This is a genomic window from Natronoarchaeum mannanilyticum (assembly GCF_039522665.1).
GTDB classification, from domain to species: domain Archaea; phylum Halobacteriota; class Halobacteria; order Halobacteriales; family Natronoarchaeaceae; genus Natronoarchaeum; species Natronoarchaeum mannanilyticum.
On sequence record NZ_BAAADV010000001.1, the window covers coordinates 831,288 to 855,079 of the forward strand.

General features: G+C 66.1%; 21 protein-coding genes, 1 tRNA gene and 1 pseudogene. 8 read left to right on the forward strand and 15 right to left on the reverse strand.

The window, feature by feature from the left end:
• Positions 1-17 precede the first annotated feature (17 nt).
• Positions 18-419, forward strand: a complete 402-nt coding sequence (locus ABDZ81_RS04495) for a hypothetical protein (protein ID WP_343772677.1) — start codon at positions 18-20, stop codon at positions 417-419.
• Positions 420-456: 37 nt separating this feature from the next.
• On the opposite strand, the gene ABDZ81_RS04500 is transcribed toward ABDZ81_RS04495, so the two are convergent.
• The 4 genes from ABDZ81_RS04500 to ABDZ81_RS04515 all read right to left on the reverse strand — a co-directional run bounded on the left by ABDZ81_RS04500 (position 457) and on the right by ABDZ81_RS04515 (position 4,243).
• Entirely contained in the window at positions 457-1,734 is a 1,278-nt protein-coding gene (locus ABDZ81_RS04500; RefSeq protein ID WP_343772678.1) for an MFS transporter, read from the reverse strand.
• A gap of 86 nt (positions 1,735-1,820) precedes the next feature.
• Positions 1,821-2,357, reverse strand: coding sequence for a GNAT family N-acetyltransferase (locus tag ABDZ81_RS04505; RefSeq protein WP_343772679.1), 537 nt, complete (start codon positions 2,355-2,357; stop codon positions 1,821-1,823).
• A gap of 83 nt (positions 2,358-2,440) precedes the next feature.
• The gene (locus tag ABDZ81_RS04510) at positions 2,441-3,922 is read right to left on the reverse strand and encodes an MATE family efflux transporter (protein ID WP_343772680.1); all 1,482 of its coding nucleotides are present in this window, start codon (positions 3,920-3,922) and stop codon (positions 2,441-2,443) included.
• Between the two features lie 108 nt (positions 3,923-4,030).
• Positions 4,031-4,243, reverse strand: a complete 213-nt coding sequence (locus ABDZ81_RS04515; RefSeq protein WP_343772681.1) for a hypothetical protein — start codon at positions 4,241-4,243, stop codon at positions 4,031-4,033.
• Between the two features lie 325 nt (positions 4,244-4,568).
• On the opposite strand from ABDZ81_RS04515, the gene ABDZ81_RS04520 reads away from it, so the two are divergent.
• The gene (locus ABDZ81_RS04520; protein ID WP_343772682.1) at positions 4,569-6,620 is read left to right on the forward strand and encodes a DEAD/DEAH box helicase; all 2,052 of its coding nucleotides are present in this window, start codon (positions 4,569-4,571) and stop codon (positions 6,618-6,620) included.
• Between the two features lie 101 nt (positions 6,621-6,721).
• Positions 6,722-6,883, forward strand: a complete 162-nt coding sequence (locus ABDZ81_RS04525) for a hypothetical protein (RefSeq protein ID WP_343772683.1) — start codon at positions 6,722-6,724, stop codon at positions 6,881-6,883.
• A 13-nt stretch (positions 6,884-6,896) separates the two neighbouring features.
• Here ABDZ81_RS04525 and ABDZ81_RS04530 read toward each other — a convergent pair whose 3' ends face one another.
• The 4 genes and pseudogenes from ABDZ81_RS04530 to ABDZ81_RS04545 form a co-directional block, all read right to left on the reverse strand.
• Positions 6,897-7,472, reverse strand: a complete 576-nt coding sequence (locus ABDZ81_RS04530; protein WP_343772684.1) for an NUDIX hydrolase — start codon at positions 7,470-7,472, stop codon at positions 6,897-6,899.
• Positions 7,473-7,569: 97 nt separating this feature from the next.
• A pseudogene (locus ABDZ81_RS04535) lies at positions 7,570-7,851 on the reverse strand (WNWW family protein); the annotation flags it as partial.
• 25 nt (positions 7,852-7,876) lie between these two features.
• Positions 7,877-8,293: a DUF5809 family protein gene (locus tag ABDZ81_RS04540; protein WP_343772686.1), complete on the reverse strand. Its 417-nt coding sequence runs from the start codon at positions 8,291-8,293 to the stop codon at positions 7,877-7,879.
• A 25-nt stretch (positions 8,294-8,318) separates the two neighbouring features.
• A complete protein-coding gene (locus tag ABDZ81_RS04545; RefSeq protein WP_343772687.1) occupies positions 8,319-8,777 on the reverse strand; it encodes a DUF5810 domain-containing protein in 459 nt (152 codons plus the stop codon).
• A 700-nt stretch (positions 8,778-9,477) separates the two neighbouring features.
• On the opposite strand from ABDZ81_RS04545, the gene pyrE reads away from it, so the two are divergent.
• From pyrE to ABDZ81_RS04560, 3 genes are all read left to right on the forward strand, one after another.
• The gene (pyrE, locus tag ABDZ81_RS04550) at positions 9,478-10,002 is read left to right on the forward strand and encodes an orotate phosphoribosyltransferase (RefSeq protein ID WP_343772688.1); all 525 of its coding nucleotides are present in this window, start codon (positions 9,478-9,480) and stop codon (positions 10,000-10,002) included.
• A gap of 339 nt (positions 10,003-10,341) precedes the next feature.
• On the forward strand, positions 10,342-12,291 hold the full coding sequence (gene thrS, locus ABDZ81_RS04555) for a threonine--tRNA ligase (protein ID WP_343772689.1): 1,950 nt from the start codon (positions 10,342-10,344) through the stop codon (positions 12,289-12,291).
• Between the two features lie 342 nt (positions 12,292-12,633).
• Positions 12,634-17,265 (forward strand): outer membrane protein assembly factor BamB family protein, encoded by a 4,632-nt coding sequence (locus ABDZ81_RS04560; protein WP_343772690.1) that lies wholly within the window; start codon positions 12,634-12,636, stop codon positions 17,263-17,265.
• 83 nt (positions 17,266-17,348) lie between these two features.
• Here the strand turns inward: ABDZ81_RS04560 and ABDZ81_RS04565 are convergent, their stop codons facing one another.
• On the reverse strand, positions 17,349-17,885 hold the full coding sequence (locus ABDZ81_RS04565) for a YqaA family protein (protein WP_343773368.1): 537 nt from the start codon (positions 17,883-17,885) through the stop codon (positions 17,349-17,351).
• Positions 17,886-18,088: 203 nt separating this feature from the next.
• On the opposite strand from ABDZ81_RS04565, the gene ABDZ81_RS04570 reads away from it, so the two are divergent.
• Positions 18,089-18,808 (forward strand): phosphoribosyltransferase family protein, encoded by a 720-nt coding sequence (locus ABDZ81_RS04570; protein WP_343772691.1) that lies wholly within the window; start codon positions 18,089-18,091, stop codon positions 18,806-18,808.
• Here ABDZ81_RS04570 and ABDZ81_RS04575 read toward each other — a convergent pair.
• From ABDZ81_RS04575 to ABDZ81_RS04600, 6 genes are all read right to left on the reverse strand, one after another.
• Positions 18,805-19,035, reverse strand: a complete 231-nt coding sequence (locus ABDZ81_RS04575; protein ID WP_343772692.1) for a DUF8002 family protein — start codon at positions 19,033-19,035, stop codon at positions 18,805-18,807. The genes ABDZ81_RS04570 and ABDZ81_RS04575 overlap by 4 nt on opposite strands.
• 52 nt (positions 19,036-19,087) lie before the next feature.
• Positions 19,088-19,741, reverse strand: coding sequence for a helix-turn-helix domain-containing protein (locus tag ABDZ81_RS04580; RefSeq protein ID WP_343772693.1), 654 nt, complete (start codon positions 19,739-19,741; stop codon positions 19,088-19,090).
• A gap of 241 nt (positions 19,742-19,982) precedes the next feature.
• Positions 19,983-20,067, reverse strand: a tRNA-Leu gene (locus ABDZ81_RS04585).
• 40 nt (positions 20,068-20,107) lie between these two features.
• Entirely contained in the window at positions 20,108-20,452 is a 345-nt protein-coding gene (locus ABDZ81_RS04590; RefSeq protein WP_343772694.1) for a ferredoxin, read from the reverse strand.
• 65 nt (positions 20,453-20,517) lie between these two features.
• Positions 20,518-21,357 carry a formate/nitrite transporter family protein gene (locus ABDZ81_RS04595; protein WP_343772695.1) on the reverse strand — a complete coding sequence of 280 codons (840 nt, stop codon included), beginning with the start codon at positions 21,355-21,357 and terminating at the stop codon, positions 20,518-20,520.
• Positions 21,358-21,859: 502 nt separating this feature from the next.
• Positions 21,860-22,705: a formate/nitrite transporter family protein gene (locus ABDZ81_RS04600; RefSeq protein WP_256391834.1), complete on the reverse strand. Its 846-nt coding sequence runs from the start codon at positions 22,703-22,705 to the stop codon at positions 21,860-21,862.
• A gap of 519 nt (positions 22,706-23,224) precedes the next feature.
• On the opposite strand from ABDZ81_RS04600, the gene cynS reads away from it, so the two are divergent.
• Positions 23,225-23,689, forward strand: a complete 465-nt coding sequence (gene cynS, locus ABDZ81_RS04605; protein ID WP_343772696.1) for a cyanase — start codon at positions 23,225-23,227, stop codon at positions 23,687-23,689.
• Positions 23,690-23,792: the final 103 nt, after the last annotated feature.

The window sequence follows — 23,792 nt, forward strand, 5'->3', positions numbered from 1 at the left end:
ACGGGAGTGATTCGACAGTGATGTGGCAGGACTTCGTCTTCATGGCCGGAAGTTCGCTGTCGGTACTGTTCCTCGCGCCGACGATCCGCGACGCCAGCGCCCGGGTGCCGCTGGCGACCAGCCTGCCGTCGATGATCGTCGGCGGCGTCTACTCGATGACATTTTTGACCCTCGGGATGACGTTCTCGGCGCTGGGCGCGGCGGCGACCTGCACGATGTGGTCGATGATCGCCGCGCTGCGCTCGCCAGAGTCACCGCTGGCCGGCGGCATCCACCAGTCCGACCTGCTCCGTGGCCTCCAGCTGTTCGGCGCCGACGTCCGGCGGTGGGTTGACGACCTCCGCGGCGGCGACGACCGCCTGCAGGAGTTCGTCGTCGACCCGCAGTCCCACGACGGGTTCCTGCCCGCCGACGACTGAAGGCGGTTTCGTAGCGGCGTCCCTTCGCCGACGCAGGTTACCACTCCGCGAGCGCCCGCCGCCCGTGGAGCCGCACGAGGATCGCCAGAAACGCGCCGACGCCGGTGAGCGCGAACGCGCCGCCGACGTAGAACACCGACGCCATGCTCACCTCGGTCATCAGCCAGCCCCCCAGCAGCGGCGCCGCGACGCTGCCCGGCCGCCAGACCAGCTCGCGGATGCCGAAGCTCGACGCCACGCCGCCGTCCTCGGTGCCGGCGTCGGCAAAGAGCGCCATGCTCGCGGGCTCGCGGAAGCTGTCGGCGACGCCGAGCAGCCCCGAGAGCGTCACCAGCGGGAGGAACGCCGGCGAGAGCGGCCCGAGCACGGGTAGGGCGTCCGGCAGCCCCAACGCTCCGCCGATCGTCGGCGAGAGCGGGACCAGCAGCGCTACGACGCCGTAGGCGCCGCCGCCCGCGAAGACGAACAGCGCGCGGCCGTGGTCGTCCGAGAGGCGGCCGGTGAACGGCTGGCAGCACATGTTGGTGAACTTCTCGGCGACGACCGTGAGGCTCACCGCAAGCGCGCCGTAGGCCAGTCCGCCCGACGCCGCGGCGACGCCGGCGTAGATCGGCACCCACGTCCGAACGAGCGTCACGGCGAAGGCGTACTGGAACCGGAAGCTCGTGATCGTGAGGATCCGGCGGTTCAGGGCGAGATCGGAGAACGGGAAGCCCGAGACGCGCGTCTCGTCGCGTGGGAGGAATCGGAGCGCCACCAGCCACGCCAGCGTCGTCAGCGCGACGATCACGCCGAAGATCGGGCCGAAGCCGAACTCCTGGTACACCGCGCCGGCGCTGAGGCTGCCGACGATCGAGGCCGCGAACGCCGCGGCGTTCGACTTTCCGATGTAGTTCGCGCGCGTCCCGTGGTCGGCGAGCTGCCCGACCAGCGACAGCGACATCAGGCTGGTACCGGTGACCGCGACGCCCTGGAGCCCGCGCAGCAGGATAAAGGAGAGGCTGGAGTCGACCTGCGGGAAGAGCGCGTACGCGACGGCGCCGACGCTCAGCAGCGCCAACAGCACGGTTCGTTTGTCGAACCGGTCACCCGCCCACGACAGCGGGATCACCGCGAGGGTCTGGGCCAGCGTGAAGCCCGTGGTGTACATCCCGATGACGAAGCCGGCGCCGACGGTGACGCCGAAGATCGACGTCGCTGAGGGGTCGAGTTCGTTGATGTAGTACGGCAGCAGCGTGATCAGCGCGATGAACCCGAAGCCTTCCGCGAACCGCACGAGGTAGAGCGCGTAGAACTGCGACCTGTCGTCGTTCACGCCGGAGAGTGCCGGAGTGTCGACAAATCGGTTTCGAAAGGAAACTCGACTTCGGGGATCGGTTAGGAGAACAAAATTGCGACGCCTTACAGCGATCGGGCGACCATCTCGCCCCACGGCTCGAATCCGTGGCCACGGTAAAACGCCTGCGCGCGCTCGTTGCTCGGGTCGACGTCTAACACCAGCCGATCGAGCGGGAGATCCTGGCGCTCGGCGGTCTCGACGGCGGCGTCGAGCAGGTCGTCGGCGACGCCGGTGCCGCGGTACGGCTCGCGGACGTAGATCTCGTTGAGCACTGCGGCGTCCCAGATCATCGAGAGCTCCTCGGGAAGGACGAAGGCGTAGCCCGCGAGAGCGTCGGCCGATGCAGTCTGCCCGTCGTCATCGTCCGTCGCGGACTGGTCTTCGGCGTCGACCGCAGCGACGTGAATGCAGCCTTCGTCTTTCTCGACGCACTCGGCGACCCACTCGCGATAGCGTTCCCTGTAGGTGCGGTCGAGCTTCGCCTCGTAGGAGGCTTCCTTCTCGTCGCCGCCGGTGCTCGCGCCGAGTTCGCGTTCGAAGGCGCTCTTGAGGTCCCAGAGGTCGTCGAAGTCGTCCGGGTGCTCGTATCGCCTGACCATAATTTGGCTGGGAGATGCATCGCCGAAAAGGTTCTCGACCGGCTCCGATTTGCCGCGTACGGTCGGCGTCACGACGCCGCGGTTCAGTCGTCCACGAACTCGGCGTCGCCGTCGGTGTCAGCGGCCGCCGGGCCCGGTCCGGTGCCGGGCTCCTCGCTCTCCTCGATAACGCCCTCCTGCCAGTTCCCCAGACGGAACCACGCCACCGCCACGAGGAACGACAGGAACGCGCCCGTCGAGAACGCCCACCAGATCCCCTCGACGCCGATCGCGAACCCGTTCAGGGTGATGTCGACGCCGGGGATCGTCAGCGTCCAGGCGAACGCCAGCGCGATCGCGACGGGCACCCGGAACACCCACCGCGAGAGGATCGACAGCGCCATCGCGACCCTGGTGTCGCCCGCGCCCCGAAATCCGCCCTGGATCACCATCACGCCGCCGAAGAAGGCCCAGAACGGCGCGATGATCCGGAGAAACAGGACGCCCTCCGCGACGACCGCGGGGTCGTCGATGAAGATCCGCATCGCCTGAGCGGGGAACGCGAACACGACCGCGGCGACGCTCGCGAGCAGCGCCATCGTCGCCGCGGTGGCGACCCAGGTGACCCTGGCGGCGCGCTCGGGCGTCTTCGCGCCGAGGTTCTGGCCGACGCCGGTCGCGGTGGCCTGCCCGACGGCGCCAGCGACGCTCCAGGTGATCGACATCAGCCGGATGCCGACGCCGTAGGCCGCGGTCGGCGCGGCGCCGAAGCGCGCGACGAACCCGGCCATCACGACCGCGGCGAAACTTCGCGCCCAGCCGTCCAGCGTCGCGGGGTAGCCCACGTCGACGAGCTTCCGGAGAATCGAGAGGTCGGGCTCCAGGTCGCCCAGCCGCAGCCGGACGCCGAAGCCGCCGCGAAGCAGGACGTAGATGCCGGCCGCGGTCGCGGCGCCGCGCGAGATGAACGTCGCGACGGCGGCGCCGAAGGTGCCCCACGCGGGGAACGGCCCCCAGCCGAGCACGAAGAAGGGGTCGATCACGACGTTCAGCCCCGCCGAGAGCAGGACGAGCCACATCGCGGTCTTGGTGTCGCCGGCGCCCTGCAGCGACGCTCTGAACGCGAAAAACAGGAACGTGAACGGCAAGGCGAGGAAGATCACCTCGATGTACGCCAGCGCCTCGACGAACACCTGGCCGCGCGCGCCGATCAGCCACAGCAGCTCGCGGCGAGCGGCGAAGCCGACCGCGGCGAGCACCGCCGAGACGGCGAGCGTCAGCAGGATCGTCTGGGCGACGACCCGGTCGGCCTGTCGGTCGTCGCCGGCGCCGACGTGCTGGGAGACCAGCGCGATCGTCGACGCGGTGATCCCCATCGCCGTCGAGACGAACATCCACGACAGCGGGAACATCAGCGACACCGCGGCGACGGCCTCGGCGCTCACGCGGCCGACCCAGAACATGTCCGCGACGTTGTAAACGGTCTGGAGCAGGTTCCCCAGCACCAGCGGCCACGCGAGCCGGCCGAGCTTGGGCGCGATCGGCCCCGTCGTCACGTCGACGCGCTTGCGATCGGTCCCCGCCACGAGTCGGTCGGACTGACGGCGCCCCGGCGCTTAAGCCCGGCCCTCGGCGGCGCGGTTGCCGGTTCGGACGGCGTCCGGCGTCGGGTCGGCGCGGTGGCCCGGTCCGACTCAGAGATGGCGCCGGTACGAACAGCGGTTGCAGGCGAGCACGCCGCCGCGCGCGGTGACCCAGCCGCGGCCGCAGACGGTGCACTCCCAGCCGTCCGGCGTGGTCGCGGCGACCCGGCGTTCGAGCTTGGCGACGCGGCGCTCCAGCCTGTCGATCCGAACGAGGGCGTCGCGAAGCTCCTCGTCGTTCTCCTCCGGAACCGGCGGTTGCACGGGTTTCATGGTCGTCACGGTGCAGATAGGCGTCCGGGCGAGATGAACTAGCCGCTCGGCATCGGCGTCGAACCTACCCGACGAAACGCAGGACGGAGCCTCGACAGGTCACCCATCGGTTCCCTCGAACGTGCGATCCGGCGGGCGACGCCGCAGCGGTGCGACGCCGACGGCGAGGCGACGCTGACGGCGCAGTAAGGACGTCTTACCCGCGAGGATGCGACGGCGCCGCCCGCCGATTTCGGTGCGGCACCGGCCCGCACGGACCCGCTCGCGCTCCGCGGGTTCCGAACGGCTCAAATAGCTCCCCCGACTACACGCGTCCGTGTCACGGCAGGTACAGCAGGTCGACACGCTGTTCCTCCACGAATCCCAGGGGGACTACTACGTCGTCGCTCGCCGCGACGACGCGCGCCTGTTTCGGGCGCGGCTCGACCTCAAGGAGACGTCGGCCGGCCCCCGACCCGGCCGATTCCGCATCAAGGACGGTTCCAGCGAGGAGCCGCGCAACCCCGACGAGTTCGTCGACATCGCGCGGATGGCCGACCGCATCCGCATCTCCGAGCAGACCGCCCCGGAGCACCGCGACCGACTCCGCGAGATGCTGGACGGCTACCAGCTGTCGGCGAAGGTCGTCCGGACCTGCCGGATCTGCGCGTCGGCGGGCCGGTACTCCCCGCTGACGAGCGAGACGGCGATCCAGAAGGACGACGAGCACGTCTGCCCCGACTGCGCGAAGCAGGAACTGGAGCGCGAACTCTCCTACCAGGGCGGGCTGACAAGCGCCGCCCAGAATCGCCTCGAAGAGCTCCTGTTGGAGGTCCAGGACTTAGAGCGGATCACGAACCTCCTCAAGGGCGAACTCGACCCCGATCTCACGAAGTTCGACACGATCAGCGCGACGACCGACGAGGTCGACCCGGTTCCGACCGACTCGCTCGATCTCCACCCCGGCATCCAGAATATGCTGGAGAACCGGTTCGATACGCTCCTTCCGGTCCAGAGCCTCGCGGTCGAGAACGGACTGTTAGAGGGCGAGGACCAGCTCGTCGTGAGCGCGACGGCGACCGGCAAGACGCTGGTCGGCGAGATGACCGGCATCGACCGCGTTTTGAATGGCAAGGGGACGATGCTGTTTCTCGTCCCCCTCGTTGCGCTGGCCAACCAGAAACACGAGGACTTCGAAGACGAGTACGGCGACATGGTCGACGTGTCGATCCGCGTCGGCGCGAGCCGCGTCAAGGACAACGGCGAGCGGTTCGACCCGAACGCCGACGTGATCGTCGGCACGTACGAGGGGATCGACCACGCGCTGCGGACGGGGCGGGATCTGGGCGACATCGGCACCGTCGTCATCGACGAGGTCCACACGCTCAAGGAAGAGGAGCGGGGCCACCGCCTCGACGGACTGATCTCGCGGCTCAAGCACTACTGCGAACAGCGCGAGCAAGAACGTCGGGACTACTCCGGCGCCCAGTACATCTACCTCTCGGCGACGGTGGGCAACCCCCGCGAACTCGCGGAGGGGCTGCGCGCGAACCTCGTCGAGTTCGAGGAGCGCCCGATCCCGATCGAGCGCCACGTCACGTTCGCCGACCAGCAAGAAAAGACCAGACTGGAGAACAAGCTCGTTCGGCGGGAGTTCGACAGCGAGTCCTCGAAGGGGTACCGCGGCCAGACGATCATCTTCACCAACTCGCGGCGGCGCTGCCACGAGATCAGCCGCAAGCTGGAGTACGAGTCGGCGGCGTACCACGCCGGGCTCGACTACGGCCAGCGCAAGGCCGTCGAGCGCAAGTTCGGCAATCAGGATCTCGCGGCCGTCGTCACCACGGCGGCGCTGGCGGCGGGCGTCGACTTCCCGGCCTCGCAGGTGATCTTCGACACGCTCGCGATGGGGATCGAGTGGCTCTCCGTCCAGGAGTTCCACCAGATGCTCGGGCGGGCGGGCCGTCCCGACTACCACGACAAGGGGACGGTGTACGTGCTCGTCGAGCCCGACACCTCCTACCACTCCAGCATGGAGATGAGCGAGGACGAGGTGGCGTTCAAGCTCCTGAAAGGCGAGATGGAGGACGTCCGGACGGTGTACGACGAGCGCGCGGCCGTCGAGGAGACGCTCGCGAACGTCACGGTCGCCGGGAAGGGCGCAAAGCGGCTCAACGACCGGATGCTCGGCGACGTGCCGACCAAGCACGCGCTGGGCAAGCTCCTCCAGTACGAGTTCATCGACGGGTTCGAGCCGACCGAACTGGGCCGAGTGGTGACGAGTCACTTCCTCTCGCCCGGCGACGCGTTCACGATGCTCGACGGGATTCGGAAGGACAAGCATCCCTACGACATCGTCGCCGACATCGAGCTGCAAGACGAGTTCTGAGTGGGCAACGAGAAATTCTAAGTCGGCGCCGAGGGACGGCATCTCGACGCCGTTGTGCGGCGCCCCCGGCGATTAAGCCCGGCGCGGACGCGCGTTCGAATATGGCACGGGACACCGACCGACAGAAGCTGTCGCTGTTCGAACCGCTCGTCGACCACCGCGACGAGGGGGACGACACGGCGCCTGACGACCCCGCCTCGGACGACGATTCCGCAGAGGGAGAGCGACGTCCGGACGCCGTTCCGTACTTCCGCCACCGGTAGCTCGGGGCGGTCCCTACAGCAGCCCGTCCTCTTTCGCCAGCAGGATGCCGTTGAGCGTCGCGTCGTTCGTCGGATTCTCGCGCGCGACGTCGAGCGCGTCCTCGATCGGAACGGATCGTACTTCGAGGAACTCGTTGTCGTCCAGATCCGGTTCGACGGGTTCCAGCCCCTCGGCGAACACGATTCCTCGATCGTGCCGGAGGACACCGGTGGCGACCTTGTACTGCTGGAGCAAGGAGACGCCTGCGGGGTCGAAGCCGGTCTCCTCGCGGAGCTCGCGCGCCGCGGCGGTCGTGTAGGACTCGCCGTCCTCGACGATGCCGGCGGGCAGTTCGAGTTGCGTCTCGCGGATCGTCGGCCGGTACTGCTCGACGAAGATCACCTCCTCGCCGGTCGAGGCGACGATCACGACCGCCGCCGGGAGGTCGGCCCAGTAGTAGCGCTTCTCGGTGCCGTCGGGCTGCTCGATGAGGTCGTAGCCGCCGTCGTACCAGCCCGTCTCGTACTCGGTCGCGGACTCGAGGATCGGCCACTCGGCGTCGGCCGTCTCGACGTCGTTCGGCCCGCCATCTCGCTCGTTGTCGGTCATCTACTCGGACGTTAGGGGCGATCGCCTCGGGCCTGTCGGTTCGACGCCGAAACGCGGCGTCGATACGCGATCGAGTAGCGGCGTCCGGCGCGTCCGCTCACTCCTCGCGCTCGCGGACGGTGAACCGCTCGAACCCGCCGAACGCCAACCCGAGCGCGCCCATCCACCAGTTCCAGCGCTCGGCCGGCGACCCCTCCGGCGCGTCCGCGAGGTTGTCGAGGACGATCTCGACCGTCAGCTCGTGGTCCGCGGTCTCGGCGTACCGCCCCGAATCAGCGAGGTCGCGGGCCTGTCTGGCGACCACGCGGCGCTCCTCGGGTGTACCGCCGAAGGCGTCGGCGAGTCGCTCGTCGAGCCGATCGGGGTCGAGACTCATCGCGGGGGTTGGAGGGCGCTTGTGGCTGTCACTCCGCGATGATCTCCCTGTAGATGCGGCCGTAGGCCTGCCGGCGCAGCGTGCCGACGGCGGCGGTCTCCTCGTCCTGGAACGTCGCCGCGACGGCCTCGCCGTCGGGACCGGCGTGCCAGGCGACGTTGTCGACGTGCTCGGCGCCCAGCACGTCGACCTCGCCGTCGTAGTGCTCGGCCCACTCCTCGAACTCCTCGCTCGTGCCGACGCGGACCTCCAGCAGCGAGGCGAACATGGCGTCCCGCGCGGTCTCGATCACGTCGGCGTTGACGCGCTCGTCGTACTCCTCGGCGTCGAGTTCCATCGCCTTCGCGACCTCCTTGACGACGACCTGTGCGCCCGGCCCGACCGACTCGTAGGCCTCGCGGGCGTCGGCCGCGCTCTCCGGTGCGAGAAATCCGTCTGCGTGCATGCTCGAAGAGTCGAGCGCCGAACAGTTACCCGTTGTCGTTCGCGTCGTCGCCTTCCACCTCGGCGTCGTCCTCGTCGTCCCCGTCGTCGAGCATCTGCTCGGTCATCTCGCGGGCTTCGGCCATCACGTCCTGGGCCTCGGCGCTGAGGTCGCCCCGGCCCGCACCGCGGGTCTGGTGGGCGAGTTCCTGCTCGAACGGCGTCCCCTCGGGCGCGGCGCCGTGCTGGTGATCGTGGGCGCCGTGATCGTGGCCGTCGTGGTCCTGTGTCGTGTCGTCGAAGATCTGCGGAAACTCGGTTTCGGGGACCGAATCGACGACCTCCTCCGCGAGCGCTTCGGGGTCGGACTCCTCCCAGCCCGGCGCGTGCTCGTCGAGCCACGACTCGTGGTCCTCGCGGCCGAGCATCGCCGTGAACGCGAGGTGGTTCGCCAGATGCTCCCCGTTGGCCTGTGGCGCCTCGCAGACCGGACACGCGTATCCCATACTCGACGGGAGGGTGTGTGGCGTGAAAAGGGTTCAGACTGGACGCGAGAATCCGGATCGAATTCATCAAACACTCCCCACCCTCTTTCCGGCAGCAACAGGCACTTTGTAACGCTGAAAGCCCCCGCCGCGCTCGACCGATTGCGACTCGCTGCGCGCTTCCTTCGCTTCGCTCAGTCCAGTGCTTGCTTCGTCTCACCGGATCGAGCGCGGCGGCCCCTTTCATTCCCTCCCAACCGGCAGCCTCGTCCTCCCCAACCGGTTCGCTCGCTGTCGCTCGCTCACCCCTCGCGCGGCGCTGTCTCGTCACAGGGACTCGACAGCGCGCGCCACCGCAGCCGCACGGCCCGGTGCGCCCCTGTGGCGCACCGATGGGGAAGGGCCGGGGGGCGCGTGGTCGCCGGCAGGCGACCCGCGCGATGCGATGTGTCCTGGCGTCCTGCCGAGCGCAGCGAGTCTTCCGGCGGAATGAAAGGGCGAGGCGCGGTCGACGGTTCTCGTTCGGCTCTATCCGACCGAAGGGAGGATATCCGGGCGAGAACCGTCGAGCGGGCCGAGGGCTTTCGAGGCAGTCTCAATCACGTCGATAGTAGCTGTTGATAGGAGCGGGCCGAGGGCTTTCGTCGTCGTGGCACTCGTAACGCCACGTCCTCGACCCCGTTCCACGTCGCTTATACTCCACCCCCGACGAGAGTCCCGCATGGCAAACGACGATCTCATCACCGCGTTGCGCGATGCCGACGCCGTCCAGTACGGGGAGTTCGAGCTCTCCCACGGCGGCACCAGCGAGTACTACGTCGACAAGTACCTGTTCGAGACCGACCCCCACTGCCTCGGATTGATCGCCGAGGCGTTCGCCGAGCGCCTCGACGACGACAAGCTCGCGGGCGTCGCGCTCGGCGCGGTGCCGCTGGTCGCGGTCACCAGCGTCGAGACCGGGCTGCCGTACGTCATCGCGCGCAAGCAAAAGAAGGAGTACGGCACCGCGAACCTGATCGAGGGCGAACTGGAGGAGGGCGAGGAGGTCGTCGTGCTCGAAGACATCGCCACCACGGGCCAGAGCGCCGTCGACGCCGTCGAGGCGCTGCGCGAGGCCGGCGCCGAGGTCAACCGCGCGCTGGTCGTCGTCGACCGTCAGGAGGGCGGCGCGGAGAACCTCGCCGAGGTCGGCGTCGAGCTGGAGTCGCTGGTCACCGCCGAGGAACTGCTCGCCGACGAGCGGTAGATACCGCATACCTGCCGAGTAGCGACCGGATTACTACACGCCATCCCGCCCTCGCTCGATACGAGCGACGGTGGTGTAGCAGCGAACACACGGTCCCTCCAGGACCGTACCGCAGGTGCGAGTCCTGCCCGTCGCACTTCTCCTACCCGGGATCCCGCGTCGGCGTCCCGACGCCGCCGACCGGTCCCCGGATCACAATCCTTTTAGCCGGGCCCGCAGTACTCTCGGACCACGATGGCAGGTGTCTGCTTTACAGCGGGGCTCGTCCCCACTCATTAGCCACTCCAGACATCTGCCCGTTTTCCCGCTGGCGTCCACCGGCCAGCCGGAGGTTTATCAATGTCACAGGAAGCAGACTCACAGGACCAGATCGCTGTAGTGCTACCGGACGGCTCGGAACTCGAAGTCCCGCGGGGGGCGACCCTCGAGGACGTCGCCTTCGAGATCGGTCCCGGCCTCGGCCGGGACACCGTCGGCGGCCGAATCGACGGCGAACTCGTCGGCAAGGAGGTCCCCGTCACCGAGGACGGGGCCGAGATCGAACTCGTCACGGAAGACAGCGACGAGTACGTTCGCGTGCTGCGCCACACCGCCTCGCACTGCCTCGCCCAGGCCGTCCAGCGCCTCTACGACGACGTCGAACTGGCGATCGGCCCGCCGACCGACGAGGGCTTTTACTACGACTTCGACGACCTCGACGTCGACGAGGACGACTTAGAGGAGATCCTCGCGGAGATGGAGGAGATCATCGAGGCCGACTACGAGGTCGAGTACGAGCAGGTCTCGATCGAGGAGGCGCGCGAGCGCCTGGCCGACCAGCCCTACAAGCTCGAACTCCTCGAAGAGCTCGCCGAGGGCGGCGAGACCGTCTCGTTCTACAGCCAGGGCGAGTGGGAGGACCTCTGTAAGGGACCACACGTCGACTCGACCGGCGAGATCGGCGCCGTCGACCTGCTGGAGATCGCGGCGGCGTACTGGCGCGGCGACGAGGAGAATCCGATGCAGACCCGGATCTACGGCACCGCCTTCGAGTCCGAGGAGGATCTGGAGGAGTTCAAGGAGCGCCGGCGCGAAGCCGAGCGCCGCGACCACCGCAAGATCGGTTCCGAGATGGACCTGTTCTCGATCCAAGACGTCACCGGCCCCGGCCTACCCCTCTATCACCCGCCGGGCAAGACCATCCTGCGCGAGCTGGAGTCGTTCGTCGAGTCGCTGAACCTCGACGCCGGCTACGAGTACGTCGAGACGCCCCACGTGTTCAAGACCGACCTCTGGAAGGAGAGCGGACACTACGAGAACTACCAGGACGACATGTTCGTCTTCGACGTCGACGACGACGAGTACGGGCTCAAGCCGATGAACTGCCCGGGCCACGCGACGATCTTCGACGACAGCTCCTGGTCCTACCGCGACCTGCCGATGCGCTACGCCGAGAACGGGAAGGTGTACCGCAAGGAACAGCGCGGCGAGCTCTCGGGGCTGTCCCGAGTGTGGGCCTTTACCATCGACGACGGCCACCTGTTCGTCCGCCCAGACCAGATCGAGCGCGAGGTCGAACAGACGATGGACATGATCGACGAGGTGCTCTCGACGTTCGATCTCGACTACGACGTCGCGCTGGCGACCCGGCCCGAGAAGAGCGTCGGCTCCGACGAGATCTGGGAGCGCGCCGAGTCCCAGCTCCGGGACGTGCTCGACCGCCGCAACCTCGACTACGAGGTCGAGGAGGGCGACGGCGCGTTCTACGGGCCGAAGATCGACTTCGGCTTCGAGGACGCCATCGGTCGGCGGTGGGACGGCCCCACCGTGCAACTGGACTTCAACATGCCCGAGCGGTTCGACCTGAGCTACGTCGGCGAGGACAACGAGTCCCACAAGCCGGTGATGATCCACCGCGCGCTGTACGGCAGCTACGAGCGGTTCTTCATGGTGCTGATCGAGCACTACGCGGGCAACTTCCCCCTCTGGCTCGCCCCCGAACAGGTGCGCGTGCTGCCGATCAGCGACGACAACCTCGGCTACGCCCACCGCGTCAAAAACGAGTTCGACGAGTTCCGGGTCGAGGTCGACGGCCGGGACTCCACGATCGAGCGCAAGATCCGCGCGGCCCACGAGGATCGCGTCCCCTACATGATCGTCGTCGGCGACGACGAGGAAGAGGACGGCAACATCTCGGTGCGCGACCGCTTCGAGGATCAGGAGTACGACGTCGAGATCGAGGAGTTCCGCGACCACCTGCAAGCCGAACGCGACGAGAAGCGGACCGAACCGGACTTCCTGCAGGACTGAGCGTCGGCGTCCGGACGAACCGATCGACGTTTTTCGACGTTCGAGATGGCTTCGGCGTTCGCCGGATCGGCGGCTTCGAACGGTACTGACACAATTATTGCGACAGCGGCACACTTATGATATGTCAGAAGTGAATTGGCTTCAATGAGAATGTTCGCCGCAATTGATAGGCGAATCCTCGCGATCGGGGCCGTTCTACTTTTGATAACGACACCGATCGGAACAGCAGCAGGATCGACGGCCGTCGAGCAGTCGTCGGCATCCACGGGAGAGTCGGTCGAATATCAGACGGGAACGGACGTCAAGGGGTCGCTCTCCGATATTCGGGAACTCAATCAACGGGTGCGAATCAATCCGCGAGAAGACGTCACGCTCGCCCCCGGACAAAACTATACTGTCGCCGTCGTCACCGCTGTCGACACGGGATCCCTCATCGAGAACCCCTCGATCACCGATCCAAAACTCGAGGTGAACGTCTCGGGGACGGGCGACGCCTCCCCGGAGATCACGGGCATCGTCTCCTCCGAACGCGCTTACGGAGAACGGCACGATCAGCTATCGACTGATAACTTTACGCTGGTGGGCGAGGAGCTATACGCTGGTTCGGTCCACAGAACGATGGTTCGGATCCACGTCCCCGAGGAAGCTGATACGATCACCGTGGAGGCCCGGGCCGGGCGAAGCGGTTCGTACGACAACACCGCCAACAGCCGCGCCAACCAGACCTACACGGTTTCGCGTGCGGAGAATCGGACCGAGGAGATAGCGCGGCTCGCCGAGTCGCGCTCCCGAACTGCCGAAGATCTCGCAGAAAAATACGATACACTGATCAACGGTCGTTCGGTCGAAGAGATCGTCGACAGGGGGATGCAACAGACGTTCATCCAGTCGGGACTGTTCGTCAAAGACGTCTACTCGCTCTCGTTCACCGGGAGCAAGCTCTCGACGGCAACCGGCGCGAAATCGATCGTCACCCAGTTCGATGACTACTACGAAAGTACGCAAACCGAGGAGAAGTTCGACGGGCCGTGGGTCGGGCCGATCATTCAGGCGGAAAACCGGATGCTACAAGAGGGACTTCAACAGAAACAGATGACTCGCGTTGAGCGCGCCGGCCGGACGGGATACGCCTTAGAAAAGCTCGCACAACTCTCTGAAGAGGAGGCGACTGCATGGCGCAACGGAAACCGCGATCGCGCAGTTAAACTCCTCAAAAAACAACACGAGCTCGTAACGATAGAGAAAGACATTCATCCTGACACCATTCTCAAGGATAAGGACGGCAACCATTTCCAACCTGGTGAGTTTCGACTCCCGCAAGAAGCCTACGACCAGCGACAGGCAGTAGATTACAATCGCAACGAACTGACCTTGTTCACCACGCCCTACTTCAAGGGTGTCGAACAGTACGCAAGTGAGACGGCATCGGCAATTGGAACCGTCGCGCTTCCGCTGGCACGACCCCCGAAACTACGCGTTGGATTGGAGAACAAGGAGCACGTTGAGCGCCACATGTCGTCGTCTGGGACGTTCAACGCGACGTTCGCCGTCACGAACGGCGCCCGCGCCGGGGCGACGAGCCGGGAAGCGTATCTCTCGGTCGTCGCTTCCAACGAAACGCTCTCGATCAAGGACGTGACGCAGGTCGACGACCGCAGCGACGCCGAGCTCCCTGGCACCAACGTTGCGACCGGTGACGACCCGGTGTTCACGCACGACGGCGACCGCGAGTCGATCGACGGGACGCTGCTGGATATCAACGAACAGTATGACCCCGGCGAGACGAACGTCTACAACGTGACGCTACAGCGGAACGAGAACACGGACCAGCAGGCGACGCTCACGTACCGCGCCGCCTTCCAGCCGGCAATCCACGACGGTAACGATCAGTCCGAGTTCGTCCGCCGACCGACGGACGACATGTCCGGCGTTGAACGAGGCGTACAGGGCTGGTACGTCTACAACGTCAGCGGCGATTCCACGCCGCCAGAGGCCGCCATCGCAGTCAACAAGGAATCGCCCAGCGCCGGCGAGCAGGTCACGTTCGACGCCAGCGCCTCGACCGACGACACCGGCATCCGGAGCTACGCGTGGGACCTCGACGACGACGGCGACTACGAGCGGTACGGGCGGAACGTCACGAAGACCTACTCGGAGTCCGGCAACCAGGGGGCAAGAGTCAAAGTGACGGACGTGGGTGGCAACGTGGACCGGGGGGGCGTCGAACTCGATGTCAAGCCGGGCGTCGACCTCGTCGTGTCCGATCTACAGGTCAACCGGACGGCGGCGTTCCGCGACCAGCCCGTCCGCGTCACCGCGACGGTGACCAACGAGGGGACCAAGGCGTCGGACTACGGGTTCAGGCCGCTGTTCGACGGTCAGGGCCCGGCCAAGTTCACGTTCGACGAGCGGATCGAAGAGGGGGGGTTAGCTCCCGGTGAGACGGCGCAGCTGAACTTCACGGGACGGGTCGGGAGCGCGGGAACGTGGAAACTCAAGATCGACGATTACCTGCACCGAACGACGATTCCCGACCCAGTCACCGTCGACGTGCAGGCCAAACCGGTCGTCCGAATCGACCGAACGCCGAATCACGCCACCGTCGGCGAGGAGGTCACCGCGTCGATCGCGAACTCGACCGATCCGGACGGCGCGATCGACAGCTGGGAGTGGGACCTCGACAACGATGGCACGTTCGAGGAGTCAGGGACCGAACAAACGTGGACCGCGTCCGAGCCCGGCGTGGAAACGTACCGCGTCCGGCTCACTGACGACGACGGGCACAGCGTCACGCGGACCCGGCAGTTCGCCGTCCATCGCCCCTCTGACTGGCCGACGGCAGGACGCGAGAACGGCCGAAGCGCGTCGACGGATGCGGTGATGGGGCCGAAGAGCGACGTCGAGGTCGCGTGGGAGAAGAAGCTCAACGAGTCCCTGACGATTAGCGATTCGCTTCAGGGGACGCCCATCGTCGTCAACGACACCGTGTACGCGGGTATCGAACTCGGGTCCAACGGTCGGGTCTCCGCCTTCGACAAGCAGACCGGCGAGACGAGGTGGACGAAGTCGATACAGCCGGAGGTGACCGGATCGCCAGTCACCTGGGGAGATACGCTGATCGTCCCCGTCGAGAATGGCACCCCGGCCGAAGAAAGTCTCGTGACGTTCGATCGACACACGGGCGAACGACTGTGGCAACAGACGAACGCCAGCGGATCGCCGGCAATCGTCAACGGGACCGCCTACACGCCGAGCGGCGATGCGGTCGACGTCGACACCGGCGAGATGGTCTGGTCGACCGGACGGACGGCCGATGGCGTCGCTGTCAGCGACAGCCGTGTGTTCCTGCCGATCGGCAGTCGCCTCGTCGCCCTGCGCGCGTCGAACGGGAGCGTCGCCTGGGACCGAAGGAACGTCCAAACCGGCTTCGCTGCGCCCGCAGTCGCCGACGGGACGCTGTTTACCGGGGACGGACGCGTCAGGGCCCTCGATGCGGCGACCGGGGAGACGCGGTGGCAACGCGCGATCGGCGGCCGGAACACGAGTCAGGAGGTGTCACCGGCCCTCGCGAACGGGACGGTGTACTTCTCGACGCACAACGACAGCCGGGCCGTCGGCGGCCGGCTCGTCGCGCTGAACGCGTCGACGGGCGACGAGGAGTGGACCGCAACGTACCCCCACTGGGGCGAATCGGCTCCAATCGTCGTCAACGGGACGGTGTATGTCGGCAGCAACGCGTGCGAGGAGGTGTGTGACACGACCTACTACCCCGACGGGATCGTCTGGGCGTTTGACGCCGAGACGGGCGAAGAGTACTGGACATTCAGGGTCGACGAGCACCTGCGCTCCGCTCCGTCCGCGTCGGACGGCAAACTCTACGTCGGCAACGGGATGGGGACGCTGCGGGCGCTCGGCGGCGATACGACGCCGCCCGATAATAGTCCGCCGGACGCCGCCCTGTCAGCCAACGCCACGAACGTCACGGTCAGAACGCCGATCCGGTTCACGGGCGAGTCCTCGTCCGATCCGGATGGCGACTCGCTCGCCTACGAGTGGGACTTTGACGGCGACGACGCCGTCGACGCGACCGGCGAAACGGTGACCCGCGCGTTCGACGCGTCGGGGAACTACACCGTCTCGCTGACCGTTTCGGACGGCGAGGCGACCGCGGACGATACGGTCGCGATATCGGTCGCGAACGCGACGAACGAAAGCGGCGGGGCGACCGACGAGGGGAACGAAAGTGGAGGAAATGAAAGCGGTGGCTCCACCGACGACGGCGAAACCGGCGGTTTGACGCCGACGATCCCGTCAGGAGGTGGAGGAACGATCGACCCAGTGCCGGACGAGGACCCGTCCACCTCGAACGCGAGCAACGAGTCGGAAGCGAATGCGACGACCGGGCCGAAGAACGGCTCGATCACCATCGTCGAGGTGACGCCCGAGACGACGTCGCTGAGCCCCGACGAGACGGTGGGCGTCTCGGTGACCGTCGAACGGACGGCTCGGACGACGGAGGCGGCGCAGCTGAATCTGACGACCGACGGCCGACGCCTCGACGCGGCCAGCGTCGCGTTCTCGAGTAACGAATCGAGAACCGCGGAGCTCACGGCGACGTTCGACGAGCCAGGGACGTATCCGCTGACTGTCGACGGCTCCGAGGCCGCGACGATCACTGTCGAACAGCAGGGAGAGGAGAGCCGGAACGGAACGGCAACGCACAACGGGACGGAAGCGGGGAACGGAACGGGGTCAGAGAATGAGACCGCAGCTGGGAACGAGACGGAACCAGCGAACGTATCGGGGACGCAGAACGGTACGGCGGTCCGCAACGGGACGAGTGCGGAGAACGGTACGGAGGCGACGAACGAATCGGACGCAGCTCAACCTGACTCCGTCCCCGGTTTCGGCGTCGTCCCCGCGCTCGTCGCGTTCCTCGTTCTGGCGATCGGGGCGCGACGGCGGACGTCGTAGGCCGCTCCGGCGATCGCCGACTCATCCTAGAAGTTCGACCGCGCGGGGACGCCTCGGCGTTCGGAGGCAAACCAGGACGCCGCCTAAAACAACGTGATCGCGCCGCCCAGGATCACCAGCGTCACCACCAGACGGCCGAGGCTGCCGACGAACGTCGCCGCGGCGAACTTTCCGTAGTCCTCCTCGAGGATGGCGAAGGCGTAGATCGAGATCGTGTCCGGGAAGAATGGGACGCACAGCGCCAGGGCCATCCCGGCGTAGCCGTACTTGCGAGCGATTTCGACCGTTCGGTTCTCGGACCACTCGACGACGTCGAACCGGGACCGGCGAAGCCAGCGCACGACGGGGCCGGCTTCCTTCGCCTCCTGGCCGATGTGAAAGGCAAAGAGACTTCCCAGGGCCTTTCCGGTCGCGCTGACCAGCATGATGAGCGAGAGGCTCGTCCATCCGGGAAGCCCGAGGTCCAGCGGCGCCGCGAGAACGATCTCGCTGGGGCCCGGGAGGACGAACGCGATCAGGAACGAGTACGCGAACACGATACCCATCCCTGGCCACCCGGTCGCGGTCTCGACGGCAGTCTCGACGCCGTCAACGAACAGCGAAACCACCTCGGCGAGCACTACGGGGACCTGAACCGCCGCTGCGAGCACGTGGGATAATCCGTCGAGAGTGTTCGTAAACCTTCGTATTTATCCTCGCGGATCACCCCGTCCCGTTGTCCGGGCGATGCACGGGAAAACCGCGGATCCGCGCCACGGACTTGCACATGTCTACGCCGGACCCGCACCGAAACCACCATAGTTGTGGAATCGTGCGTGTTCGTATGAACCGCGCAGAGAAAGCTGCCCTCCAGCTGCGGGCCGTCTCCGTGCTCCGGATGCTCAAGGAGACCCGCACGTACGACGAACTAGCGGAGCTGACCGGCCTGCCGGCGGGCGATCTCAACCGATACGTGAACGGCCACGTCCTCCCGAGCGACGAGCGCGCCCGCGAAGTGGTCTCGGGCGTCGGCCGCGAGGCGCTGGCCGGTGAGCTCGAACGGCGCGTCACCACCGACGAGGAAGGCTACGTCGACAACTCCGGCGCCGTGTTCGACCAGGCGTTTCTCGATCTGGTCGCGCCGATCGCCGCCGAGGCGTTCGAGTTCGATCGGCCCGACGTCGTGCTGACGGCGGCGACCGACGGCATCACGCTCGCCGCGGCGATGGCCAGCTACTACGGCGTGCGCTGCGCCTACGCCAAGCAGTCCAAGGAGACGGCCGTCGAGGAGTTCATCGAGTCGCGCCAGCGCCTGCAGTCGGGGATCGAACTCACCTACTACCTGCCGGCGTCGTCGATCGACCCCGGCGAGACGGTGCTGGTCGTCGACGACCTGATCCGCTCGGGCGAAACCCAGGAGCTACTGCTCGACATCGCCGAGCGGGCCGACGCCTCGGTCGGCGGCGTGTTCACGCTGATCGCGGTCGGTAGGGACGGCGTAGAGCGGGCCGAGGAGCGCACGGACGCGCCGGTCGGCGCGTTGCTGGAGCGGAGTGACGCCTAGATGACCTGGTGGTCCTCGGGGCCGTCTTCGAGTCGGTGGTGCTGCTCGACGAGGTAGTCCATCAGGCGCTTCGCGGACGCCTCGACGTCCTCGAGCGAGTCCGACTCCGATCCCCTGACCGACACGTCCAGTTCGTACAGCGACAGCTCGACCGTCGGCGGATGCTCGGCGGCGTCGTCGCCCGCCTCCGCGTCCTCGTCGGCCGAAACTGCTTCCTGCTGGGCCATACCGCCCTATTGATCGGGCCCGACACATATACTAATTCATCTCCCGGCGCAGCTATCCGTTGTCGCCCGCCAACAGCGTGTTCGACACCAGCGCGTCGGTGCCCCGACGCAGCCGCTCGGTGACGGCCTGATCGGAGACATCCAGCTCCGCTCCCAGATCGGCCGTCGAAGAGCGGCGAGGGACGTCGTAGTACCCCCGCTCGACGGCGAGCGTCAGCGTCTCGTGCTGGCAATCGGTGAGCCCGTAGCCCGCCGTCCCGTCCGGTTCGTCCGGTGTGTACACCCGCCGGATCGAGGGATCGAGTCCGCCGTCGCGAAGCTGCGATTGATAGGCCGACAGCGCGTTGCGCGCGGGGAATCTGACCTGAAACTGCCAGTCTTCGGCTTCGCCGGTCGCCTGCAGCAACTGGCCCCCCTCCGCGCCGATCCCCCCGATCACGCGGTCGGCCCGTCGGTCCCACTCGAGCGTGTACAGGCGTCGCGCCTCCAGCGTCTGGACCGCGATCAGTTCCTCGACGGCCCCGTGATCGCGGACGCGGCGCTCGAACGCGTCGGCGTCGACGCCGTCGGTCCAGAACGACGGAATCGCGCGCTCGCCGGTGGGAATTACCGCTTCGAGCTCTAGCTCCTCGCCCGCTTCGAGTTCGAGGATGCGTCCGAGCTCGAACTCGCTGCTGTCGAGTCCGAACTCGACGACGACGCTCATACCAAGTGCCAGAAACCCCAGGGACGTATTCCTTGTGACACGGTAACACCCAGATTAGTGGCACAACCAGTATCCCATTCATTGCCACCGCTCCCCCGTTCGGTCGAGCCGAAAAATGCGAGGAATGGGATTTGAACTACGCGGAGACGGTCGCCCTCACTCGGTTCGGGCGCTGCGACTCCTCTCGTTCGAATCCCCTCCGTGAGATTGCTGCGGCTCACGGAGTTGTTCGCCGCAGCAATGCGAGGGATGGGATTCGAACCCATGGACCCCTAAGGGAGCGGATCTTAAGTCCGCCGCCTTTGGCCTAGCTCAGCCACCCTCGCGCAGATGCGGATTGCCGCCTCTGTGGCAAGTGGGTTTCGCTTACCAGTCGACCGACAGCGTCCCGTCGCCGTGGGGGTCGGGAGCGAGCTCCTCGTCGGTCCGCCGGTCGATCACGTGGATGCAGCCATCGCCCTTCTTGGCGGGACAGACCTCCGCCGCCCGGACGTTGTGATCGAGATCGTCCTCGCCGACGTAGTACGAGCGGGGTTTGGCCATCTCGCTTTTGAGGTCCATCTCCCAGTTCTTCGAGACCTCGGCGCACTTGCCCGCGCCGAAGCACTTGTTCGCCTCGAAGATGATCTTGTAGGGCTTCTCCTCGACCGGCGGGGCGTCGGCGCTCCCGACGTCGCTGGGATCCTGGATCTCGGCATCGAGGTCGCTCATTGTTCGTATCTGGGGTCGTTCCGACTTTCAGGTTTCGGTGTTCGATCGAAAGAGCGGCCCGCCGGTCAGTCGTCGTCGCTGACGACGACGTTCCCGGTCTGGGTCGAGGTGTCTTCGAGGCCCCAGTTCCAGGAGTAGCCGTACGACGACGTCACGTAGTAGTAGGCGGCGCCCATGCAGACGACGCCGCTGACGATGTTGCCCGCCGTGACGATGGTGAGGTTGTACGCCATCCCCTGCCAGGAGACGCCGGCGGCGCCCGGGACGACGACGTTCGCCAGCCCGAGGATGCTCATGTTGGCGATGCTGTGCTCGAAGCCGGAGCCGACGAACGCCAGCAGGCACCACCAGACCATGATGAGCTTGGCGACCGGGTTCTCCAGCTGGAAGTTGCTCCACACGGCGAGCACGACCAGCCAGTTACAGAGGATCGCGCGGGTGAACAGCTCGATCGCGGGCGCGTTCATCTTGTAACTGCCGACCGACGCGAGCAGCGAGCCGTCGGGGAACACGCCCGCGAGGAACGCCAGCCCGACGATCAGCATCGAGCCCATGAGGTTGCCGATCCAGGAAACGCTCCAGACCGTGCCGAGGTCGCTCCACGTCGTGCGATCGGTGAGCGCGCCGACGGACATGATCATCGCGTTGCCCGTGAACAGCTCCGAGCCCGCGACGATGACCAGCGACAGCGCGATGCCGAACACCGCGGCCATCACGATGCCGCGGACCGGCTCGAACACCGTCTGGTACAGCGACTGGCCGAAGATGAACGTCATCACGACGGCGAAGGCGATGTACACGCCCGCCATCCCGGAGTGGACCAGGTACGCCGGGAGGCTCTTCTTGATGAGCTCGACCTGCGCGGCAGCGGCGTCGCTGATGTCGGTCAGAGAGTCCTCGTACATCCTAGGTACCCCCCTCCGCGCCCGTCGAACGGTGACGCTTCGTCCAGTTTCCGGGGGCGTCGACGCGAGGTCGTCCACCGACCGCGGCGACAAAGCGGCGAGTGGTTGAACAAATACTGTTTTCCCGCGTATCGGTGCCAAATCCAAACCCTATTTCCAAGTTTGCTGACTTCATGTTCATATCTCGTCTGCCTTCTCGGATGAATGGCCAACCTGTGCGAACTTAGGTCTATCGATCTAAACGGCTGAAACGGCCAAATTCATACAGTACAATCCCGGATAACCAGTAATAGCTTCATCAAGACGGTTAATGATTGGTCGAACGTCAACCGTCCGGCAGCGACGGCGACCGCCGGCGGTTCGGCCGGTGGCCGTCGGATCTCCGGCCCGTAGCCGAGAGCGCCGGGGTCCGACCGCTCCGACCTCCGATACCGAGCCCGACCGAATTCGCCAGCCGTTTTCGCCGCACGTCGAAAAAGGGGATTCGTTTCCGATCGAACGATCAGTCGTCGTCCTGGGAGGCCGCGGTGCCGGCGCCGACGTTCATCGCGACGTTGTCCTCCATGCTCCACTCGTACTCGATGCCGTACGAGGTGGAGATGTAGTAGTAGACGGCGCCCAGGCAGAACACGCCGCTGGCGACGTTGCCGGCCGTGACGATCGCGATGTTGTACGCCATGCCCGACCACGAGACCGCCGGGTCCGCGATTGGCAGGAGGTTCGCCGAGGTCAGGATCGCCATGTTGGCGATGCTGTGCTCGAAGCCGGCGCCGATGAACACCAGCAGGCACCAGAAGATCATGATGAGCTTGGCGACCGGGTTCTCCAGGCGGAAGTTACACCACACGGCGAGCACGATCAGCCAGTTACACAGCATCGCCCGGAGGAACAGCTCCAGGGGAGCCATGGTCATCTTGGCGGCGCCGATGGCCGCGAACGGTTCGGTCGGCAGCGTTCCCGAGCCGACGAGCATCGCGGCGATGATCACCGAGCCGATCAGGTTGCCGATCCACGACCACGCCCAGACCTTCAACGTCGCGCCCGCGGGGACGCGGCCGGTGAGCTGACCGATCGTCATGATCATCGCGTTGCCCGTAAACAGCTCCGAGCCCGCCATGATGACCAGCGACAGCGCGATCCCGAAGCTGGCGCCCATCACGATGCCCTGGAACGGCTCGAACTGGGTCCCCATGAGATCGCCCGCGAAGATGAAGGCGATCGCGACCCCGAAGCCGAGGTAGGCCCCGGCTAGCGCCGAGTGCGCGAGGTACGCCAGTAAGCGTTTGTTGATCAACTCCATCTGCGCGGCCGCCGCGCCCGAGACGTCCTCGATGGTTTCGCTGTACATGGTCAGTACCACCTCGCTTCGGTCGCACCGGACCGCACTACGGTTGACGTCCGTACGCTGCTGCCCACGTTAGCAGTCGTTTCGGTCATTTGTTTCCAGTTCCGAGAATCAATTGAACACATATAACGCTAATCCTTGGATGCCTGCTTTCGCCTTAACCACTATTATGCCACAAAGGGGTTATTCCGCGAATCGACCCGCCGTCCCGGACGGGCACCCAGCTTCTGGTAGCGAGTCGAGGGACCGACGCCGAAACTCGGGTCGCACCTGCGCCCGCGGAGCACGTCGAGAGTACCCGCGAAAGCTCTCGAAGCGGGTGATTTCGGTTCATTGTACGTCGCCAGCCCCAGTACTGGCCCGTACGAGTGATCGCCACCGTACCGTCTTTGGAGCGACGCATATCCATATTTTTGAGTTATACCTGGACGAACATCCTAATATAGTCCATTTACACTAGCAGACTACCCCTAATATCAGGAGAAAACTTTAATATATCCTCTGCAACCTCGCAGATGGGAAATGATCCCACGCAACGAGATCAACGACAAGTCGGAGACGCGCAGCAAGATCCTCGCGGCCAAAGAGGAGAAAGGAATGACGTTCTCGGACATCGCCGAGCAGGTGGGCGGCGACAAGACGTTCCTCGCGTCGGCGACCTACGACGCCGCGAGCATGACGAAAGACGACGCGATGGCGTTCGCGGAGGTGCTCGACCTCGGTCGCGACGTCGTCGAGGAGCTCCAGAAGCCGCCGATGAAGGGCCAGGGCGAGCCGACGATCCCGTCGGACCCGTGTCTCTACCGCTTCTACGAGGTCCCGCAGGTGTACGGGCCGGCGATGAAGGCGCTCATCCACGAGGAGTTCGGCGACGGCATCATGAGCGCGATCGACTTCGAGGTCAGCGTGGACAAGGAGCCCCACCCGGAGGGCGACCACGTCGTTATCACGTACGACGGGAAGTTCCTGCCGTACAAGCGCTGGTAGGCGCCGCCGCGCGGTAGCCGATTTCTTCTTACGGTTCTATCGATACTGGCGGTTCCGTTCTACGCAGCTTGGTTCCGCTTGTTGCCGGTCGATGTCGGTAGAG